12 protein-coding genes are annotated in these 18,287 nt (G+C 40.4%); 9 read left to right on the forward strand and 3 right to left on the reverse strand.

The genetic code is table 11. The features are described from left to right. Nucleotides 1-14 precede the first annotated feature (14 nt). From BLR27_RS10795 to BLR27_RS10835, 9 genes are all read left to right on the forward strand, one after another. On the forward strand, nt 15-563 hold the full coding sequence (locus BLR27_RS10795) for a transposase (RefSeq protein WP_090704754.1): 549 nt from the start codon (nt 15-17) through the stop codon (nt 561-563). Nucleotides 564-785: 222 nt separating this feature from the next. Beyond that, nucleotides 786-2,177, forward strand: a complete 1,392-nt coding sequence (locus tag BLR27_RS10800) for an MFS transporter (RefSeq protein WP_090704757.1) — start codon at nt 786-788, stop codon at nt 2,175-2,177. Between the two features lie 23 nt (nt 2,178-2,200). Further along, the gene (locus BLR27_RS10805) at nt 2,201-4,561 is read left to right on the forward strand and encodes a hypothetical protein (RefSeq protein WP_090704760.1); all 2,361 of its coding nucleotides are present in this window, start codon (nt 2,201-2,203) and stop codon (nt 4,559-4,561) included. A 164-nt stretch (nt 4,562-4,725) separates the two neighbouring features. Then, nucleotides 4,726-5,301, forward strand: coding sequence for an RNA polymerase sigma factor (locus BLR27_RS10810; protein ID WP_090704762.1), 576 nt, complete (start codon nt 4,726-4,728; stop codon nt 5,299-5,301). 83 nt (nt 5,302-5,384) lie between these two features. Next, nucleotides 5,385-6,554: a FecR family protein gene (locus BLR27_RS10815; RefSeq protein ID WP_090704764.1), complete on the forward strand. Its 1,170-nt coding sequence runs from the start codon at nt 5,385-5,387 to the stop codon at nt 6,552-6,554. A 150-nt stretch (nt 6,555-6,704) separates the two neighbouring features. Continuing rightward, a complete protein-coding gene (locus tag BLR27_RS10820; protein ID WP_221406325.1) occupies nt 6,705-10,127 on the forward strand; it encodes a SusC/RagA family TonB-linked outer membrane protein in 3,423 nt (1,140 codons plus the stop codon). 20 nt (nt 10,128-10,147) lie between these two features. Further along, nucleotides 10,148-11,731 carry a SusD/RagB family nutrient-binding outer membrane lipoprotein gene (locus BLR27_RS10825; RefSeq protein ID WP_090704767.1) on the forward strand — a complete coding sequence of 528 codons (1,584 nt, stop codon included), beginning with the start codon at nt 10,148-10,150 and terminating at the stop codon, nt 11,729-11,731. A gap of 135 nt (nt 11,732-11,866) precedes the next feature. After that, entirely contained in the window at nt 11,867-13,216 is a 1,350-nt protein-coding gene (locus tag BLR27_RS10830) for an AGE family epimerase/isomerase (RefSeq protein ID WP_090704770.1), read from the forward strand. 89 nt (nt 13,217-13,305) lie between these two features. Further along, entirely contained in the window at nt 13,306-14,655 is a 1,350-nt protein-coding gene (locus BLR27_RS10835; RefSeq protein WP_176767672.1) for an AGE family epimerase/isomerase, read from the forward strand. A gap of 29 nt (nt 14,656-14,684) precedes the next feature. Here BLR27_RS10835 and BLR27_RS10840 read toward each other — a convergent pair whose 3' ends face one another. The 3 genes from BLR27_RS10840 to BLR27_RS10850 form a co-directional block, all read right to left on the reverse strand. After that, entirely contained in the window at nt 14,685-15,791 is a 1,107-nt protein-coding gene (locus BLR27_RS10840) for an amidohydrolase family protein (protein WP_221406326.1), read from the reverse strand. Between the two features lie 76 nt (nt 15,792-15,867). After that, nucleotides 15,868-16,689, reverse strand: a complete 822-nt coding sequence (locus BLR27_RS10845) for an ion transporter (protein WP_090704776.1) — start codon at nt 16,687-16,689, stop codon at nt 15,868-15,870. 198 nt (nt 16,690-16,887) lie between these two features. Continuing rightward, a complete protein-coding gene (locus tag BLR27_RS10850) occupies nt 16,888-18,210 on the reverse strand; it encodes a RagB/SusD family nutrient uptake outer membrane protein (RefSeq protein WP_176767673.1) in 1,323 nt (440 codons plus the stop codon). Nucleotides 18,211-18,287 lie beyond the last annotated feature (77 nt).

Here is an 18,287-nt window from a genome sequence, read left to right on the forward strand (position 1 = left end):
TAACTTCAATTTCTATGAGTAGAAAATACAAATTTCTAAATAAAGAAGGTTTATATTTTGTGAGTTTTGCAACTGTAAACTGGGTTTATGTATTTATTAGGCCTGTTTACTGCGACCTCATTGTTGAGAGTCTTATTCACTGCAAGCAAAAATTGGGCTTAGAGTTATATTGCTGGTGTATCATGTCCAGTCATCTTCATTTGATCATCAGAGCAAAAAATAATGATCCGGCAACACTATTAGGTAGATTTAAAGAACATACGTCTAAAAAATTAGTGAAGGCAATAGGTGAAAATACGAGGGAGTCGCGTAGAGATTGGATGCTTGAGATGTTCAGGAAGGAAGGTACAAAAAGAAGTAATGTGACATCGAATCAATTTTGGCAGCATGATAATCGGCCAATAGAATTGTGGAGTCCGGAAGTTGTGGAACAAAAGGTTGATTATACACATAACAATCCGGTAGTGTCCGGACTTATACTGGAGCCATGGCATTGGAAGTATTCGAGTGCAATAGATTATTCTGGAGGTAAGGGTTTAATAGAACTGGATTGGTTTAGGTGAATATAGATTTATGGAGAGCACACGCGACACGCGTGCGCTAGCATTGGGTTTATGGGAGCACACGTGTGCGCTAGCGAGGTTTTTTAGTTTAATTTATAAAAGCACACGCGGCACGCGTGCGCTAGCGAACAACAAAAGGTAACAACAACACCTACCAATAGGTTTGTTTGGAAAAAATTTCTAATTTGAATCCGAATTCAAACACATTTTTAAAGCGCATACATGGCCCCAGTTTCTACCTCTCCTGAATTAGCGAACGACGCTGTTATTACCCCTGAAAAAAAGAATAATCTTCGATTAGTAATTGTAGCATCATCGGTTGGAACGCTGATCGAATGGTATGACCTCTTACTAGCTGTAATTATGGCAAATATTTTATCCATGCAGTTGTTTCCTGCAGGGGGTAATAATTTTATTGAAACATTGGGTATCGTTGCAACAACTTATCTGATCAGGCCCTTTGGATCCCTCTTATTCGGCAATTTCGGGGATAAAATAGGACGTAAATATACCTTTCTGGTTTCCTTGCTATTGATGGGTGGAGCCACCTTTTTAATTGGTTGTATCCCTACATTTGAACAGGCAGGATGGGTTTCGCCAATACTGTTTCTGATACTCAGGCTCTTGCAGGGATTGGCCATAAGCGGAGAATATTCAGGTGCTGTAATCTATGTTGCAGAGCATGCCCCTCAGAATAAAAGAGGATTTTATACCGGATTTATACAAACTACCTCCTCCATTGCGCTGATCCTGGGGCTTGTGGTAGTTTTTTCTACTAAAAGCATTATGTCTGAAGAGTCTTTTAACTCTTTCGGATGGAGAATTCCCTTCCTTTTCAGCGCTATATTAGTAGTTGCGAGCTATTTTATTCGACGCAGACTTCATGAAAGTCCGGTTTTTGCCCAGCTGAAAAGTGAAGGCAAAACCAGTAATTCTCCGGTTAGAGAAACCTTTAAAACCAAAAAGAATATCGGACTGATCCTAGGTGCAATTTTTGGCGGCAATGCTGCGCAAAGTGCCATCATGCAGACCAATCAGTTTATTACCCTGTTTTTCCTTCAGCGCACGGTAAAATTGCCTGATACCACAGCTCTCTTAATTATGGCTACAGGTATTCTTCTTGCAGGTCCTTTTTTCCAGATCTTCGGAGCTCTGAGTGATAAAATAGGAAGGAAAAAAGTTATCCTCCCCGGAATGATACTGGGCCTGATCGTAATCCCGGTCATGTTTTATCTGTTCCTTGAACTTGGCAACCCGCAACGCCTGGATACCATACAGCATATTGATACGCAGACCACAATAATTTTCATCGGACTGGTTTTTATGCTCACACTTTCAGGTACCATGGTTTATGGTCCGATGGGAGCCTTCCTCATGGAAATGTTCCCAACCCGTATCCGCTATACCAGTATGGGATTCGTTTATAATGTGGGTAATGGAGCCATTGGAGGTTCAACTCCGGTAATTACAGAATTGATCAAATCATCGGTAGTGATCGGCTTTGCGCTATCGCCATTCATCGGACTGGTCTATCCGCTTGCACTGATCATCATTGGAATAGTCGTTAATATCTTCTTTGTGCCCGAAACATATAAGAATGATCTTTCAGACTAAATGAACTAGTTAAATAATCTTTTATGGCAAATAAATTAAGCAGGCGCAAGGTGCTCAGTACTTTTGGCCTGACTGGCTTAGGCATGCTAGCCTCAGGTGCAAATGCATCAGTCACAGGTATGGTTCCGGTTCTAAAGGAAGGTGAGGTTTTACTTGTTTTTTCAACTATTGCGGCATTAAAGGAAAGCTCATCCTTAAAATCGGGGAATTTTGTGCAAACTGCCGGATATTATCAGGTTGGAGATAGCGGACATGGAACCTACCTGATCAGGGAAGTTCAACCGGATCAGCCTGCGGATAATGGCAGCATCATCCCTTTGAAAAAGAATCTGGTCGCACAGCTGATCAACGTTACCGCTGTGAACTATAAACTATTTGGTGCTCTTGGCGATAAGATCAATGATGATGGAATACAGATCAAGGCTGCACATAATTATGCTAACGCACAGCTCCTCCCAGTCATTAACCCCAATGGGGAGTACTGGTTCCGTGAAACCTGTGCCATTGGAATAAGAACCAATACAGATTGGGGACAAAGTATTTTCCATTTTGACGAGAAGTTTAATAGCAGAGAGCCCCGTTTTAAGATCCTTGCTGATAAACCACCTGTGAACATCATTCTGAGTGATGAAAGCAAGAAATCACTGCTTAATCAATTGAAGCCTGGTGTGCAGGTGATACCTGAACTTGCTCCTTATAAAAATTGTCTGATCATTATTGCCGATACGAATGACATGATCGGTCTGCGTTATCAAAGTACTGGAATAAGCAAGGGATGGGCGCGTGAAGAACTGTTTTATGTGGAAGAACATGGCAGGATCGTAGGGGATATTGCATGGTCATTTAAAGGTTATACCAGCCTGATCGCCTATCCTGCGAGCGACAGTTATTTGAACATCACGGGTGGAACTTTCTATTTATCAGGGGATAATGAGGGTAATTATTTCGAGAATGGTATTCGTGTGGAGCGCAGCCGTACGCTGCTGTCAAATCAGTGGGTTGGGCTTGAGCCAGGAAAACAGGATGTTGCCAAGATCCAGAGAAGCGGCTTTTACTCACTGAGATATGTTTTTGACGTAACAGTTGAAAATATCAGGCTCTTGCCATGGGAAAAAGACAGGGTAGGTGTTCCGATGGTTCCTCAGGGTACTTATGGGATCTCAGGAAATCGCTGGATGAATGTCACTTTCCGGAATATTACAGCAGAAGGTAGTCCGGTTCACTGGGGCGTTTTTGGTACTAATCTTACCAAGAATTTCCGCATAGAAAGTTGTGTTTTGAATCGCGTGGATGTACATTTCCATTGCTGGAACTTATATATTAAAGACAGTAAGGTTGGTCAGAGGGGACTTACCCTGACTGGTGGAGGCGATCTTTTTGTTGAAAATACTAATGTAAATACCAATGCTTTTATCTCATTCCGATCCGATTACGGTGCAAAATGGGATGGCGATATCCGAATCCGTAACTGCCGTTTAATACCCCGTACCAATGCCACGCAAGTATCTGTTCTTCAGTTTACTGTGGCGGATTTTGACTTTAAATATCCGGTAGGCTATGGTCGTACTCTCAGTGTTCAGGATATGGTCATTGATTTTACCGGCGACCCCTCAAATAAAGCAACGTGCTGGTTGATGCGCACCTCAGAATGGACTGAAAATGCTGACAAAGTAGCCTTGTTCTTTCCGGATAAGCTGGAATTCAGTAATATTAGTGTCCGCGGCAGGAAACAGGGAGTCCGTTTGATGCAGATCTTTGACTGTTCCAAATTCCATATGACACAAGAAGGCTCCTATGACTGGGTTCGACTGCAATCTAATTCCCGGATCTTATTCCGCAATATTGATCTTGAAAATTTAAGTGGGAATACCGGGACAAAGATCGCAGACAGAATTCATTTATACCTAAACGATACTCCGGAAGGAAAAAGGGCAGATGCGCTATATCCGGATATTCGCATTCAGGACTGTAATAACCTGAGAGCGTATGTTGGTAAAGGCTCAGGAAATGTAAAATTTGAGAACTGCACTATCCAAACGATTGAAAAAGATGCTGCAGAGTTTAGCGGCAGATTGTCATTTAGCGGCTGCGAGTTCGATCCGCTGATCGATGATCAGGCAAAATTATGTTATGACCTTGACTCTGAACTGGGAGTTAGTTTCACAGACTGCATTGTTTATCTTCCTAAAGTAAAGGATCAGTCAGCAACTGAGCAGCTGGACAGGATTGGTTTTCTGAAGCTTAATAAGCAGGTTCGGTTTAATCATTCCAATACACGTTTGGGAAATGATATTATTCAGTATTGTAAAAGCAAGGGAATTAAGCTGGAGCCCAAATTTATTGGGATGCTCCGGAGTCATCATGAATTGGAGGCTGAAAGTTAAGGCAACGGGTTCATTTGATCAATTTTCAAATAAGCTGTTATCTGCTGAATATAAGCTCATAAATTACTTTTATAATTAATATTAAAATATTCAAGATTTAAAATTTAAAAGTGTAGTTTTTATTTTTGAATCAAAATTTTGTTATACTTGTTATCGTAAACAATATGCATACTTATAGCATTTTAACAGATATTCAATTAATTAATTTACTTAAAAGTGATGATGAGTCTGCGTTTACCGAGATTTATAATCGCTATTGGAAGGTTCTCTTCCAAACGTCTTATTCAATTATCCAGGATGAAGAGAGTGCAAAAGACGTTGTGCAGAATGTTTTTATAAGTCTATGGCAGCGCAGGGAAGTCTCCAATATTCAATCACTTAAACCATATCTGCAACAGTCAGCCCGATTCCTGGTATTAAAAGCTATAAGATCAAATAAAACAGATTCGCGATTTTATGATCGGGTGAAAGAAATAACTTCAGAGATTCTGAATGATGATCCTCTGATCTTTAAAGAGCAGCAAAATCTTATTCAGAGTTTGTTAAATACATTGCCGGAGAATTGCAAAGAAACCTTTCGGCTTAGTCGCGAGGAAGGTTATACTTATAAGCAAATTGCTTCTCAATTTAGTATTTCCGAGAAGGCTGTTGAAAAGAGAATGTCGAAATCACTTAAACACATACGTGACGGATTGAACTGGGAACTGTGTGTTGCATTAATAATGTCTTCATCTCTGTAGGCGAATAACATATCAGCTAATTTCATTTACTTTATTTTTTGGTAGGGTGTCATTCCTTTTTTGGTACTTAAAGGTATAGTATCATGGAAGAAAAACACTTTTCAGATTTAATCGCAAAATATTTGTCAGGAAATGCCAGTGAGGCAGAAATATCTCTTGTTGAAGAGTATTATAAGAGACTGGAAGCCAGAGGCGCGAATGTGCAGAATTCCCATTTTGATTTCACGCTCCGTGAAGAGATGTTGAATAAGATCAGGGAACAAATTGAGAGACCTGTTGTTGAGCTGAATACAGGTTCCAATAAAAGATACCGAAGGTATTTTGCTGTCGCTGCTTCAATTCTGATTATTCTTTCTTCAGGATTATATTTTTATAAGAACAGAACGCAAGCCCCGGCATTGTCGATCCAGAATTCTCCCGTAAAGATAAATGATGTTGCTCCGGGCGGGAACAAGGCAGTATTGACCTTAGCTGATGGTTCCAGGATATCCCTGGATGATGCTCAACAAGGAGAGATTGCTGTACAATCCGGTATTAGTATTATCAAAAAAATTGAAGGTCAGTTGATCTATGAAAGAGCAGATACTGAGTTCAGGGTTTTGAAATCACAGGATATTTATAATAAAATTGAAACACCTAAAGGGGGACAGTATCAGGTTAACCTGCCTGATGGAAGTAAAGTCTGGCTTAATGCGGCATCTTCCTTAAGGTACCCGGCTGTTTTTTCAGGTACTGAGCGTAAAGTGGAATTGACAGGCGAGGCCTATTTCGAGATTTCACCCAATAAGCTCATGCCATTTAAAGTTGTAAGTGCCAGCCAGGTAGTTGAAGTGCTGGGCACCCATTTTAATGTCAATGCTTATTCTAATGAGTCTCAGATCAAAACTACTCTGATCGAAGGTTCAGTTAAAGTTTCAGAAAGTTCAATAAATAAGGTAAGCTATTTAAAGCCTGGAGAGGAAGCACTTAATAAAAAGGGCGAAATTCTGGTACATTCCGCAAATGTTGAGCAGGTAATGGCCTGGAAGAATGGAAATTTCCAGTTTAATGATATGTACCTGGTTGATATCATGCGTCAGTTGGAACGCTGGTATGATGTTGAAATTGACTATTCAGCAATCCCACACACAAGATATAATGCCTATATGTCGCGTAATCTTCACCTGTCCAGAGTTCTGGAAATTCTTGAGGTTACAGGAAGGGTGAAATTCAGCATTGAAGGAAAGACAATTAAAATTTCAAAAAACAAATAATAACCAAAGGCCTATGTAACATTCAACTACTCAACAGCCATTAAATAATAAACCGGAAGTGCTTGCAACACCTCCGGTTCTATTAGGGCACAATCGCTTAATCAACTCAAATTAATCAAAACAATCAATTTACCCTAACCCCGTAAAAGTATGAAATTAAAAATTCTCATCAAGGGAGTGGTTTGTGGTTATCGTAATAATAACCTCGCCGGTCTTTTGAAATCCAAACTGGTTTTCATAATGAATTTAACCGCAGTAATTCTAACCTTTAGCTGCCTGACAGTAAGTGCTGCAGGCTTCGCTCAAAAGATTACCCTTTCGGAAAGGAATGCTCCTTTGAAGGCTGTTTTGCAGGAAATTCGCAAACAAAGTGGCTATCAACTGGTATATAATTCTGATCTTATTGAAAAGGCCAAATTCGTGAACATAAATGTGCAAAGGGTATCACTAAAGGATGCGCTTACTTTATCATTAGCAGACCAGCCTTTTACTTTTCAGATTTCTGAGAATATAATTCTGATCAAGCCCAAAGATGAATCATCACAACTAAAACCGGAGACAGCAGCTCAGCGGATAGAAATCCGGGGAAAAGTTTCTGACTCTAAAGGAGAAGCACTTATTGGTGTTAGTATCATTGTGAAGGGTACAACAACAGGAACGAGTACAGATATAAATGGTAATTTCTCTATCAATTCACCTGCCGATGCCATTTTGGTTTTTAAATACATTGGTTATATAACTCAGGAAGTTCCAGTTAACAGCCAGTCCACAATGGATGTTCGGCTAAGGGAGGATATGCAGTCTTTAAGTGAGGTTGTGGTAACAGCTTTGGGCATCCAGAGAAATAAAAAATCATTAAGTTACGCTGCACAGAATATCACTACTTCTGAACTCACCCAGGCTCGTTCTACCAACCTTTTGGAAGGTTTGGGAGGGAAGGTGGCCGGATTGACGATCACAAATTCAGGTTCCGGAGTCGGCGCTGCATCAAAAGTGCTTTTGAGAGGTAACCGTTCAATCAGTGGAAGCAGCCAGCCTTTATATATTGTAGATGGGATCACATTAAACGGTGACATTGCCAATTTAAGTCCTGATGATATAGAATCTCTTTCTGTATTAAAGGGTGCAAATGCTGCAGCATTATATGGCAGCAGGGCAAATAACGGTGCGATCGTTGTGGTTACAAAATCCGGTAAAGGAGCAGCCAAAGGGGTAACTTCAAATGTAGGATTTACTTTTAACGGAAATGACCCTATTATTCTGACCAAATATCAAAATCAATACGGACAAGGTGCAGGTGGAGTTTATTCTCCATCATCAGTTACTTCATGGGGTCCGAAATTTGATGGAAGCCCGGTAAGGCATTGGTCAAACGATCCGAATTATATTGCTAATCAGTTGGGAGGCAGTACAACATATGCCTATACTGCTCAGCCCGATAACATCAAAGATTTCTTTCAGTTAGGTAGAAGCTTCGCTACTAATCTTTCAGTTAATATTAATTCAGAAAAATCAAATGTTGCACTGGGGTATACCCATACTGACGCTTCAGGCATTATTCAGGGAAATAATCTGGGTAGTCACAATCTAAGTATGAGAATGTTATCTGACCTAAGTAAGAAACTGAAACTTGATTCTAAGATCAACTATATCCGTCAGGATTTCAAGAATGTATTATTCTCGGGAGAAAATTTTAATAACCCGATGAGGTATCTGTACCAGATACCGCGTAACATTCGTACACAGGATCTCCAGCATTATGAGTTCGCAAATGCTGCCGGTCAGATAAAGCAGCACTTTTATTCACCTAACTTTAACGGAGCTGGTAATCCTTACTGGACCAGGAACAATGTAGAAAATCCGTTGGGCCTGGAACGTGTTCTTGGAATGTTAAGTTTAAGCTATAAGATATCTGATAATTGGTCCATTCAGGGAAGATCTGCATTAGACCGTTCGAATTCAATGGGAGAAACCAGGCAGCATAATGATACCTATGTTATTGCAGCAAATGGATCTTATTCTCGTGTGAATTCCAATTCATTTGAATGGAATACAGATGCACTTTTAACCTTTAGTAAGGATATTTCAAAAAACTTCAAGATTAATCTGAATGCAGGTGCCAATAACCGAATATACAAGGCAAATGCTTTAGGTGGGTCAGGAGCTAACTTCCAGATACAGAATTTGTTCTCCCTGGCTAATACATTAGACCCTCGCCCTGCTGATACCTATGAGCGTCATAAAGAAGTACAATCTGTTTACGGGTTTGGAGATCTATCCTATAAAGATGCAATATTCCTGAATATAACCGGGAGAAATGACTGGAGTTCAACACTTCCTTCAAACAACAGGTCTTATTTCTATCCTTCAGTGGGCTTATCGGCAATTCTTACCGATCTTGTTGAATTGCCTAAGTTCTTTACTTATGCAAAGCTACGGGGTTCATACGCTGAAGTTGGTAATGATACAGATCCTTATAATCTTTCCCGAACAGCCTCTATCAGTAATGGTACTATTTCTCTTAGTTCAGTGCTGCCGAATGCAAATCTCAGACCTGAATCAACTCATTCAACAGAACTTGGTCTGGATTTAAGAATGCTGGAAGGAAAGCTGAGGTTTGATGCTACAGTCTATAAAACCAATACATTCGATCAGCTTTTTGCCTCACCGGTTCCGGTAGGTTCAGGAGTGAGCAGTGTTTTCCAGAATGGTGCAGATATACAGAATAAAGGGTTTGAGACTTCATTAGGAGCATCTTTGTTTTCTGAAAGAGCATTTAACTGGGACATAGATCTTAATTTCTCAAAAAACAAGAGTACAGTTTTAGAAATTGCTGAAGGTTTCAATCAACTATCACAAGCTTCGGATTATATTAGGATTTATAAACTTGTAAAGGGGCAGCCTTTTGGTGACATTTATTCAAGAGGTTATGTTAGAGATGCGCAGGGAAAGGTTATTGTTTCTGTAAATGGGCTTCCTCAGATCACCACCGGACAAGATGTGAAAGTTGCGAACTTTAATCCCGATTGGCTTGCAGGTCTTAACAATTCATTCAGATACAAAAATTTTAGTTTGAGTACGCTTATTGATGTAAGAAAAGGCGGATCATTTATTTCCTTTACCGAGGCAATAGAATCAGGTGTGGGAGTACTGGATTATACTGAGCAGGGGAGAGATGGTTCATTAATATTCGGTGGTAATATTTTTACAAATGAAACCGCTGTAACCCAAAGCGGAGCTACAAATACAATTACTGTTTCTTCAGAGAGATTATGGAATCATCTGGGGGGAGTAGGCGCACCAGTTGGAGAGTCTTTTGTGCGTGATGCTACCAATATTCGTCTCAGGGAATTGGTTTTTGGTTATCAGTTACCCGCTGAGTTATTAAGTAAAACCCCTTTTAGATCGGCAAGATTCTCATTGGTAGGAAGAAATCTTTTCTTTTTATACAATAAGTCTGAATATGTTGATCCTGAAATGGTAACTGATGTGGCGAATAGTTCGGAGGGTCGCGAATCACTTTCTCTGCCAACTACACGCTCGTTTGGTCTGTCTCTAAATTTTGGTTTTTAATTGCTCTAAACTATAATCAGATGAAAAAAATATTTCAACTTATAATAACTATTTCATTCGCGATTTTTGGAACTTCCTGTACCAAAGATTTTAATGAAATAAATACCAATACAAAGGTTCTTACTGTTGACGGACTAGATCAGTCTTCATATGGATTTGTAGTGAAACGTGCGCTTTATAGCGGTGTTTATTTTGACAATTCAACATCTTTTCTGCGTGGTCATGCGGCTTTTTCTGATATATATTCAAATTATCAGACGCATACGCATCCTGATTTCTATTCAGATAATTTCGTCCTGAATGGTGCCTGGCTAGACGCTTTCTACGGTGGCTTTTATACCGGGGTTGCACCTCAGGTAAAGTACGCAGAAGATTATGCAGTAACCAACAAATATGATATCGAAAATGCCATGATGAAGGTTTGGAGGGTATATGTTTATCATCGTATTACGGATTTCTGGGGACCTATCCCATATTCAAAATTTGGTAACGGCGAAAAAACTGTACCCTATGATAAGCAGGAAGATATTTACAAAGATTTCTTTACTACTCTCGATCAGGCAGTTGCACTCTTAAAGAGCAATAGCGGCAAGACATCATTCTTAGGTGCTCAAGATGTTATTTATGCAGGGAATGTGGATAAATGGCTTAAAATGGCCAATACTCTTCGTTTGCGCCTGGCATTGAGGGTAAAGTACGCAGATCCGGCATTGGCAAAAACAAATGCAGAGAAGGCAATTGCTGATGGTGTTATTGAGAATAATGCGGATAATGCAACCGTAAAAAGTGCAATTGCATTTGCTAATAAATATAATACACTTACTGCCTGGTCTGACTTCAGGATGAGTGCCGACATGGAAAGTGTGCTGAAAGGATATGCAGATCCAAGAGCCTCCAAATTCTTTTCAGCAGCAGGAACGTCTGATCCTTCGGATGATCCTGCAGGATTTACCTTCAATTTTGAAGGAATCCGTAACGGTCAGACTAAAATTGCTAAACAGTCGGGTATTAATGCAGTTAGTTCAAATATGGCTCCAGCCTATCTTACGGTTGGGGACAAAGGGCCAGATTGGCCTGTTTTAAGAGCCGCTGAAGTTTATTTTCTGAGAGCAGAAGGTGCACTTGAGGGCTGGAATATGGGTGGAGGATCGACCAGAAGCTTTTATGAAAGTGGGATTAGCGCCTCTCTGGCAGAACATGGATCTGATGGAAAAAACCTTGTGGGTAATCCTTATGTAAGCAGCACCAATGTTCCTGCAGGCTATGATTCTCAATCAGCTCCTGTATCAACAATTCCTGTTGCATTCCAGTCTTCTGCAAGTAAAGAGAGAATCCTCGAGCAGATTATTACCCAAAAGTGGATTGCTTTATATCCTGATAGTGAAGAAGCATGGGCTGAAAGGCGCCGGACTAATTATCCTACTCTTTATGACAGGATCTTAAGTGAAAATCCCGATATCCCAGTAAATAAGATCCCAAGAAGGGTTCCATTTGTTGGAATAGAGTACAATAACAACAGAACTGCCGTGGAGGCTGCTGTAGCTACCATGCTGGGTGGCCCTGATAATGGGGTTACTAAACTCTGGTGGGATAAAAAGCCATAATAAATATGATTTAAGTTTCTGTCCCGGGAATTATTTTTCGGGACAGAAATTTATTTGTCATGAAAATTTTAACATTGCTGACAGTCAGTCTTCGTCAGCGAATACCTATTCATTGTAATTTCTAACATTAGTATCATGGAAAAGAAAGATTATTCAAGACGCTCCTTTTTAAAGCATAACTCACTGGCAGGTCTTGGTATCCTTACGGCCGGCAGTTCATTGGCTTTTACCGCTGATAATTCTATTGCAGACCCTGTAAATAATACCTCAGAAAAAGTTACAAAAATTGCCGGATTAAGTGTCAAACAATTAAGAGATAAATACAGGGAAGAACTTTTTGACAGGTTTATTCCTAATATGGACAAATATGCCATCGACCATGAATATGGCGGGGTAATGTGTTCTCTGGACATCAAAACAGGTGAATTGGCAAATTCCAATAAAACAGCATGGTTTGTAGGCCGCGGTCTGTGGGTTTATTCCTTTCTCTATAATAACCTGGATAAGAATCCGCGTTATCTGGAGATTGCACGTAAGTCTAAAGACTTGCTTCTGAAACTACAGCCAAAAGACGATAGCTTCTGGCCGCGTACATTTAGTAATGATGGAAAACCTCTTTCAGGTCCCGGTGATATATACGGAAGCCTTTTTGTAGCAGAGGGACTGTTTGAATATGCAAAGGCATCTGGTGAAAAGCAGTACAGACAGCTTGCAAAGAAAATTATTTTTGATTGTGTAGCACGCTATGACAAGCCTGATTATATTTATGATATCAGTTATCTGCCTGGTGCACCAAAAATCGAGGGCCCCAGAGTGCTTGGTCACTGGATGATCTTCCTTAGTCTGTCAACTCAGATGCTTAAGCATGAGCCCGATGCAGATCTGGAAAAGCTGGCAGCCCGCTCGGTGGATGCCATTATGAATTATCATGTGAATCCGGCTTATGGCCTGACCAATGAGGTGATCAATCATGATATGAGCATTCCCGGCAATGAGTATGGACAGTTCTCTGTAATTGGGCATGGTCTTGAAACAATTACGTTCGTTATGTTCGAAGCAGCGAGGCGCAAAGACCGGACTCTTTTTGAAAAAGCACGTATCGTTTATAAAAAGCATGTTGATGTTGCTACGGATGCCCTTTACGGAGGATATTTTCACTCTTTGCAGAATGTAGATAAATATGACTGGGATATAAGAAAATCATTGTGGAACCAGCAGGAAGTTTTGAATGGGGCATTATTCCTCATCGAACACACTGGAGATGAGTGGGGATACAGGCATTTTGAACGTACTGATTCATATATCTACGATAAGTTCTATAAGCCTGAATATAAGTTCTGGCATTCTGGAGGAGACCGGAAAATGGAGAAGCCAAACATTAGCCTGCTGGAGCATTACCATCATGCCCGCCAGTTGATGCTTGGGATACTCTCGATGGATCGCATTATCAAACGAGGAAATAAAGTTTCAGGATTATTTGTTTAGGCCATTAGGTCTTAATATCGGATTATTTTACATAGAAGAGTATCTGTGTGATGCTCTTCTATTGTTATTTTAATATATACTATAAAAAAATGCAACATAAAGATTTTTCAAGACGTGATTTTATAAAGAGAAATTCCATGGCAGGATTAGGGCTCACTGCCTTTGGAGCCTTGTCGGGATTTGATGCTTACTCTGCTGAATCAGAAAAAGCTGAAAAAGAGAGCACCCGAATAAAGTCTATTGCCGGATTGACTCTTCAGCAGCTTCACGACCGTTATCATGATGAACTTTTCGAGCGTTTTTTGCCAGCTATGGATAGTTTATGTATTGACCATCAGTACGGTGGATTTATGTGTGATGTGGATATTGCAGAAAGGAAACTGATCAATACCATTAAACGTGTTTGGAATCAGGGTAGGGGTATTTGGGTTTATTCCTTCCTTTATACTAATTTTGAGAGGAATCCAAAGTACCTTGAGGTCGCGAAAAAGGCCATTGACTTTATTATGAAGCTCAAGCCTAAAGACGATAATTTCTTCGATGGCAGTTATAGTAGAGAAGGGAACAAAATCTCAGCTCCCGGTGATATTTACGGCAACCTTTTCGTGGCTGAAGGCCTTGCAGAGTATGCTAAAGCCAGCGGCGACAAATCATGGCTAAAGATGGCTAAAGAGATGATCTTTGAATGTCTGGCTCGTTATGACCGCCCCGATTATGTCTATGATATCAGTTATGTGCCGGGAAAACCAAAAATGCAGGGGCCTCGTAATCTGGGTCATTGGATGATCTTTCTGAGCCTTTCCTCACAGATCCTGACACAGGGGCCTGATGCTGAAATTGAAAAACTGGCAGACCGATGTATCGATGCCATTATGAATCGGCACGTGAATGAAGAGTTCAATATTCTGAATGAGGTGCGAAATCGTGATTTTAGTCTTCCCAAAAATGAATATACAGATTTTGCCGTTATCGGGCATGGGATTGAAACTCTTGCATTTGTGATGGCAGAGGCTGTTAGACGAAAAGATGCGGCGCTTTTTAGCAGGTCAGAAAAAGCCTTCAGGAGGCATGTTGAGGTAGCTTCAGATAAATTATACGGAGGCCATTTTGAAGTATTATTCAATGCCAATACCTATTCCTGGTCGCCAAGTAAATCGGCATGGTGCCAGCAGGAGGTTTCTATTGGAGCCCTGCTTAGTCTGGAACATACCGGTCAGGATTGGGCTGAAGATTGTTTCAATGCAGGTGATGCGTACATGATGGAAAAAATGCGCTGCCCTGAGTATGCATTCTGGACCTTTGGAGGTAATAGAAAAGTAGTGAATCCAAGTAAAACAACGATAGAGCATTACCACATGCCTCGCTACCTGATGCGGAATATGCTTGCCTTGCAGCGTATCATGCAGCGTAATGGAAAGGTCTCAGGACTGGTCTCCTGAGACCTTCGATATTGGTTAGTACGCTCTTATTAATCCGGAAATTGAGATTTGTCAATTCCGGGTATCAGGCGGATCGCATTTTTATAATAGACCTTTTTTAATACTTGATCGCTCAGCCCTATCCCATACATTTTCCAGTAGGCGTGGTATTTTTTATGGTATGGAAAGTACTCGTCTTCGGTTTCAAGAACTCTGAAATAAGTGCTGTATTCTGAAGGTACCCAGCTATCTTTTCCGAAGAGGATTCGGTCCTGATACTTGTCGAAAAACTTTTTGGCCATTCGTGGCTGGCGACCCAATTCCGCGATGATAGCTCCGAATTCAACATTCATATTGGGATAGGAATCGAGAAGCTTGCCGAGATACTCCAGGTTATTAGCAAACCAGCCGAAATGGGCAATTATAAAATTCGTGCGCGGATGTTTCCTGATCAGATTATGCTGTTGTTTTATCAATTCTTCCCAGGAATAACCGTCCGATGCACTCCTGTTTCTGCCGGGTTGAGTTATCAGTTCCAGCCAGCGCTCATTTTGGGCATTGGGTTCATCCCAGAATTGTTTGGGATCTGCAGTATGGATAAGAACGGGTATCCCGAGCTGCCCGCATTTCTCCCAGACCGCCTCCAGCCTTGGATCATCTACAGGCACGAGATTGCCTTTACTGTCTTTAACAGAAAATCCCAGGCTTTTGAATATTTTTAATCCCTGTGCACCTGCCTTCACATCGGCTTCGATCTGTTTAACTGCAGTTTCTGTCCAGGATGCCTCTCCAATCCCTGAAAAGGAGATATTAGTAAATACGATCAGGCGTTTTGCATTGGTTTGCCTAACATTCTTCACTGCAGATGCGAGGTAGTCGCCACTGCGTCCGCTTAGATTGACCATGATCTTCATGTTCAGCTTATCCATTTCCGACAGTAAATTGCCTAGATTCTGAGATGGCATGTTATTCTGATGGTTATGAACATCAATGAATGGGAATTTAGCTCTCCCTGTTACATGTTCCGGAACAACAAGGGATGATGGCGGATTATAAGTTTCAAAATCTATCTTACCCCTATCATTCTGTGCAAAGCTACACTGACTGAATAACAGAAAGGCAGCAAGATAAAGGGACTTCATTTTAAAAATATTCATACGGGTCTTTTATTTCAATGATGAATTTAAGATAAAGCTGCATTAATTGGAAATTCATTTGCAAACAGGGCGATAATTATGCTTTCGGATGTAATTCTTTTCCGCAGTTGGAGCAAAAGTTTGCTTTAGAAGGATAGATCGGAGAGGAACATTCGGGGCATTTCTCTTTGGACTCTTCTGTGGCTTTGGCCATTGCAACCGTAACGATTCCGGTGGGAACTGCAATTATTCCATAGCCAGTGATCATTAGTATGCTTGCCAAAAATTGTCCGAGCGGACTTTGAGGTGAAATATCGCCGTACCCTACTGTTGTGATCGTAACAATTGCCCAATAGATAGCCACAGGAATATTGGTAAAGCCGCTTTCTTCACCCTCAATAATGTACATCAGAGTGCCAATTATAGTTACCATTGTGATCACACTTGCAAGGAACACAGTGATCTTATGCATACTTGCCTTCAGTGCATCTTTTAAAATATTGCCCTCATTGATGAACCTGCTTAATTTGAGTATTCGAAATACTCTTAATAATCGCAGAGCACGTATAACCATCAGATATTGAGCCCCCGGGAAAAATATGCTGAGGTAATTTGGGATGAATGAAATAAGATCAATTAAACCATAAAAACTGAAAATATAGCTTAATGGTTTTTTACTGCTGTAAATTCTCAAAGCATATTCCAGGGTAAAAAGAATGGTAAAGGTCCATTCGATTATGTGGATTGCGGCAATATATTTTTCGCGAAAGCTAGCTACGCTTTCCAGAAAGACAGAAATAATGCTTAACAGGATCAGCCACAATAAAATCAGATCAAACAATCTGCCTGGCCGGGTATCTGATTCAAACACGATGCTGTAGACCTTGTTTCTGAATTTCTCGTTTTTTCTTTCGGCCATTTTTTATTAGCAGGCAAATTTAAATTATGCCTTTTTAAAAATCCCGTTAAGGATTACGCTAATATACTAAACAATTTTATTGGGATCCGGTGATACAGGTCAATGCAATTGGATTACTAGGTCTCAATTTGCTAGTAAAAACAAAGCCCGGTATCTGATTTCAAATACCGGGCTTTGTAAAATTTAAATTGATCTTAATTAATAACCAGGATTTTGTGGTTGTAATTTTGGGTTACGGGCAATCTCCACAGATGGTACTGGCCAGATTGCTTTATTATTATCTGTGATACCAAGAACTGCCTGAAGTCTGCCGGTTCTGACAATGTCAAACCATTCGTGACCTTCAAAGCAAAGCTCAAGTCTTCTTTCTTTGTATAATGCAGTTCTGAAATCGATTAAAGTTGCAGGGTTGATAGCTGCTAGGCCAGCTCTTCTGCGAACCTCATTAAGCAATTTTACTGCATCAGCACTCGGATAGCTGGTTTCTGCTAAAGCTTCAGCCTTTGATAAAAGCACTTCAGCCAGGCGGAAAACAATGATGTTATCATCTTTTGTACCACCTCTTGAATACTTTTTCATGTAGTTGGCAGCATTTGCAAAGCCATAGGTTGCATCCTTTCTAAGGTCACCACTTTCATATGCATTGAAGATATCATTATTAACTTCAATGGTTCTGGTACCTCCAAGAGATCCCGGAAGGAATGTTGTAGACAGATTGTTCTGCAATTGAGTATCATAGTTTATCTCTAAGATAGATTCTGCTGAATTTTTTGTCAGAAATAAGTTAGCATAGGCTACAGTTAAAGCTTCTCCTCTTCTGCTGATTACCTGATTTGCATCAGCAACCGCAAGCGCATAGTTTTTTCTGGTCAGGTGAATTCTTGCTCCTAATGCATAGGCAGCAGCTTTAGTTGCACGACCTGTTCTGCCTAATCCTGCATGGGTTTCAGGCAAGTTTAGTTTTGCAAAATCAAGATCTGCAAGAATTTGAGTGTACACATCTGCTACCGGAGTTCTGGATACTTGCAGGGCAGGTACATCCGGACTTTCAGTTGGTGTTGTGATCAAGGGCACCGCTCCGAAATATTTAACCAGATTAAAGTATGTGAATGCTCTCAAAAAGCGAGCCTCAGCGACGATTGAATTTTTAGCTGCATCAGCCATTCCCGGAATTCCCGGAACTTTCGCAATAACCACGTTAGCAGAGTTGATCAATACAAATTGCTGATCCCATAATCCTGTGAATTGTGAGTTATCTGCAACAATGATCAGATTGTTCAATTGCTCAAACTGGCGGTTCAGTGCATTTCCTTTACTGTTTTTTGTTGGTAATTCTGCAAAGTAAATATAATTGGAACCCAGATTGGCCAAATAACGATAGGTCCCAACAATTGCTGCATCCGCATCTGATGGAAGCTTAAATAGTGACTGTGTTGAAACAGAATCTATCGGTTCCTGTTCAATGACATCACATGAGGATACCGACAGGTATAGGAAGAGTATTAAAAATATTTTTTTCATCTGTTTATTATTTAGATTTTTTAATGGTGATGAAGCGATCATGATTTGATAATTATAGCCCTGCGGATCTTAGCAAG

It is taken from the genome of Daejeonella rubra, from assembly GCF_900103545.1.
In the GTDB taxonomy this organism is placed as follows: Bacteria; Bacteroidota; Bacteroidia; order Sphingobacteriales; family Sphingobacteriaceae; genus Daejeonella; species Daejeonella rubra.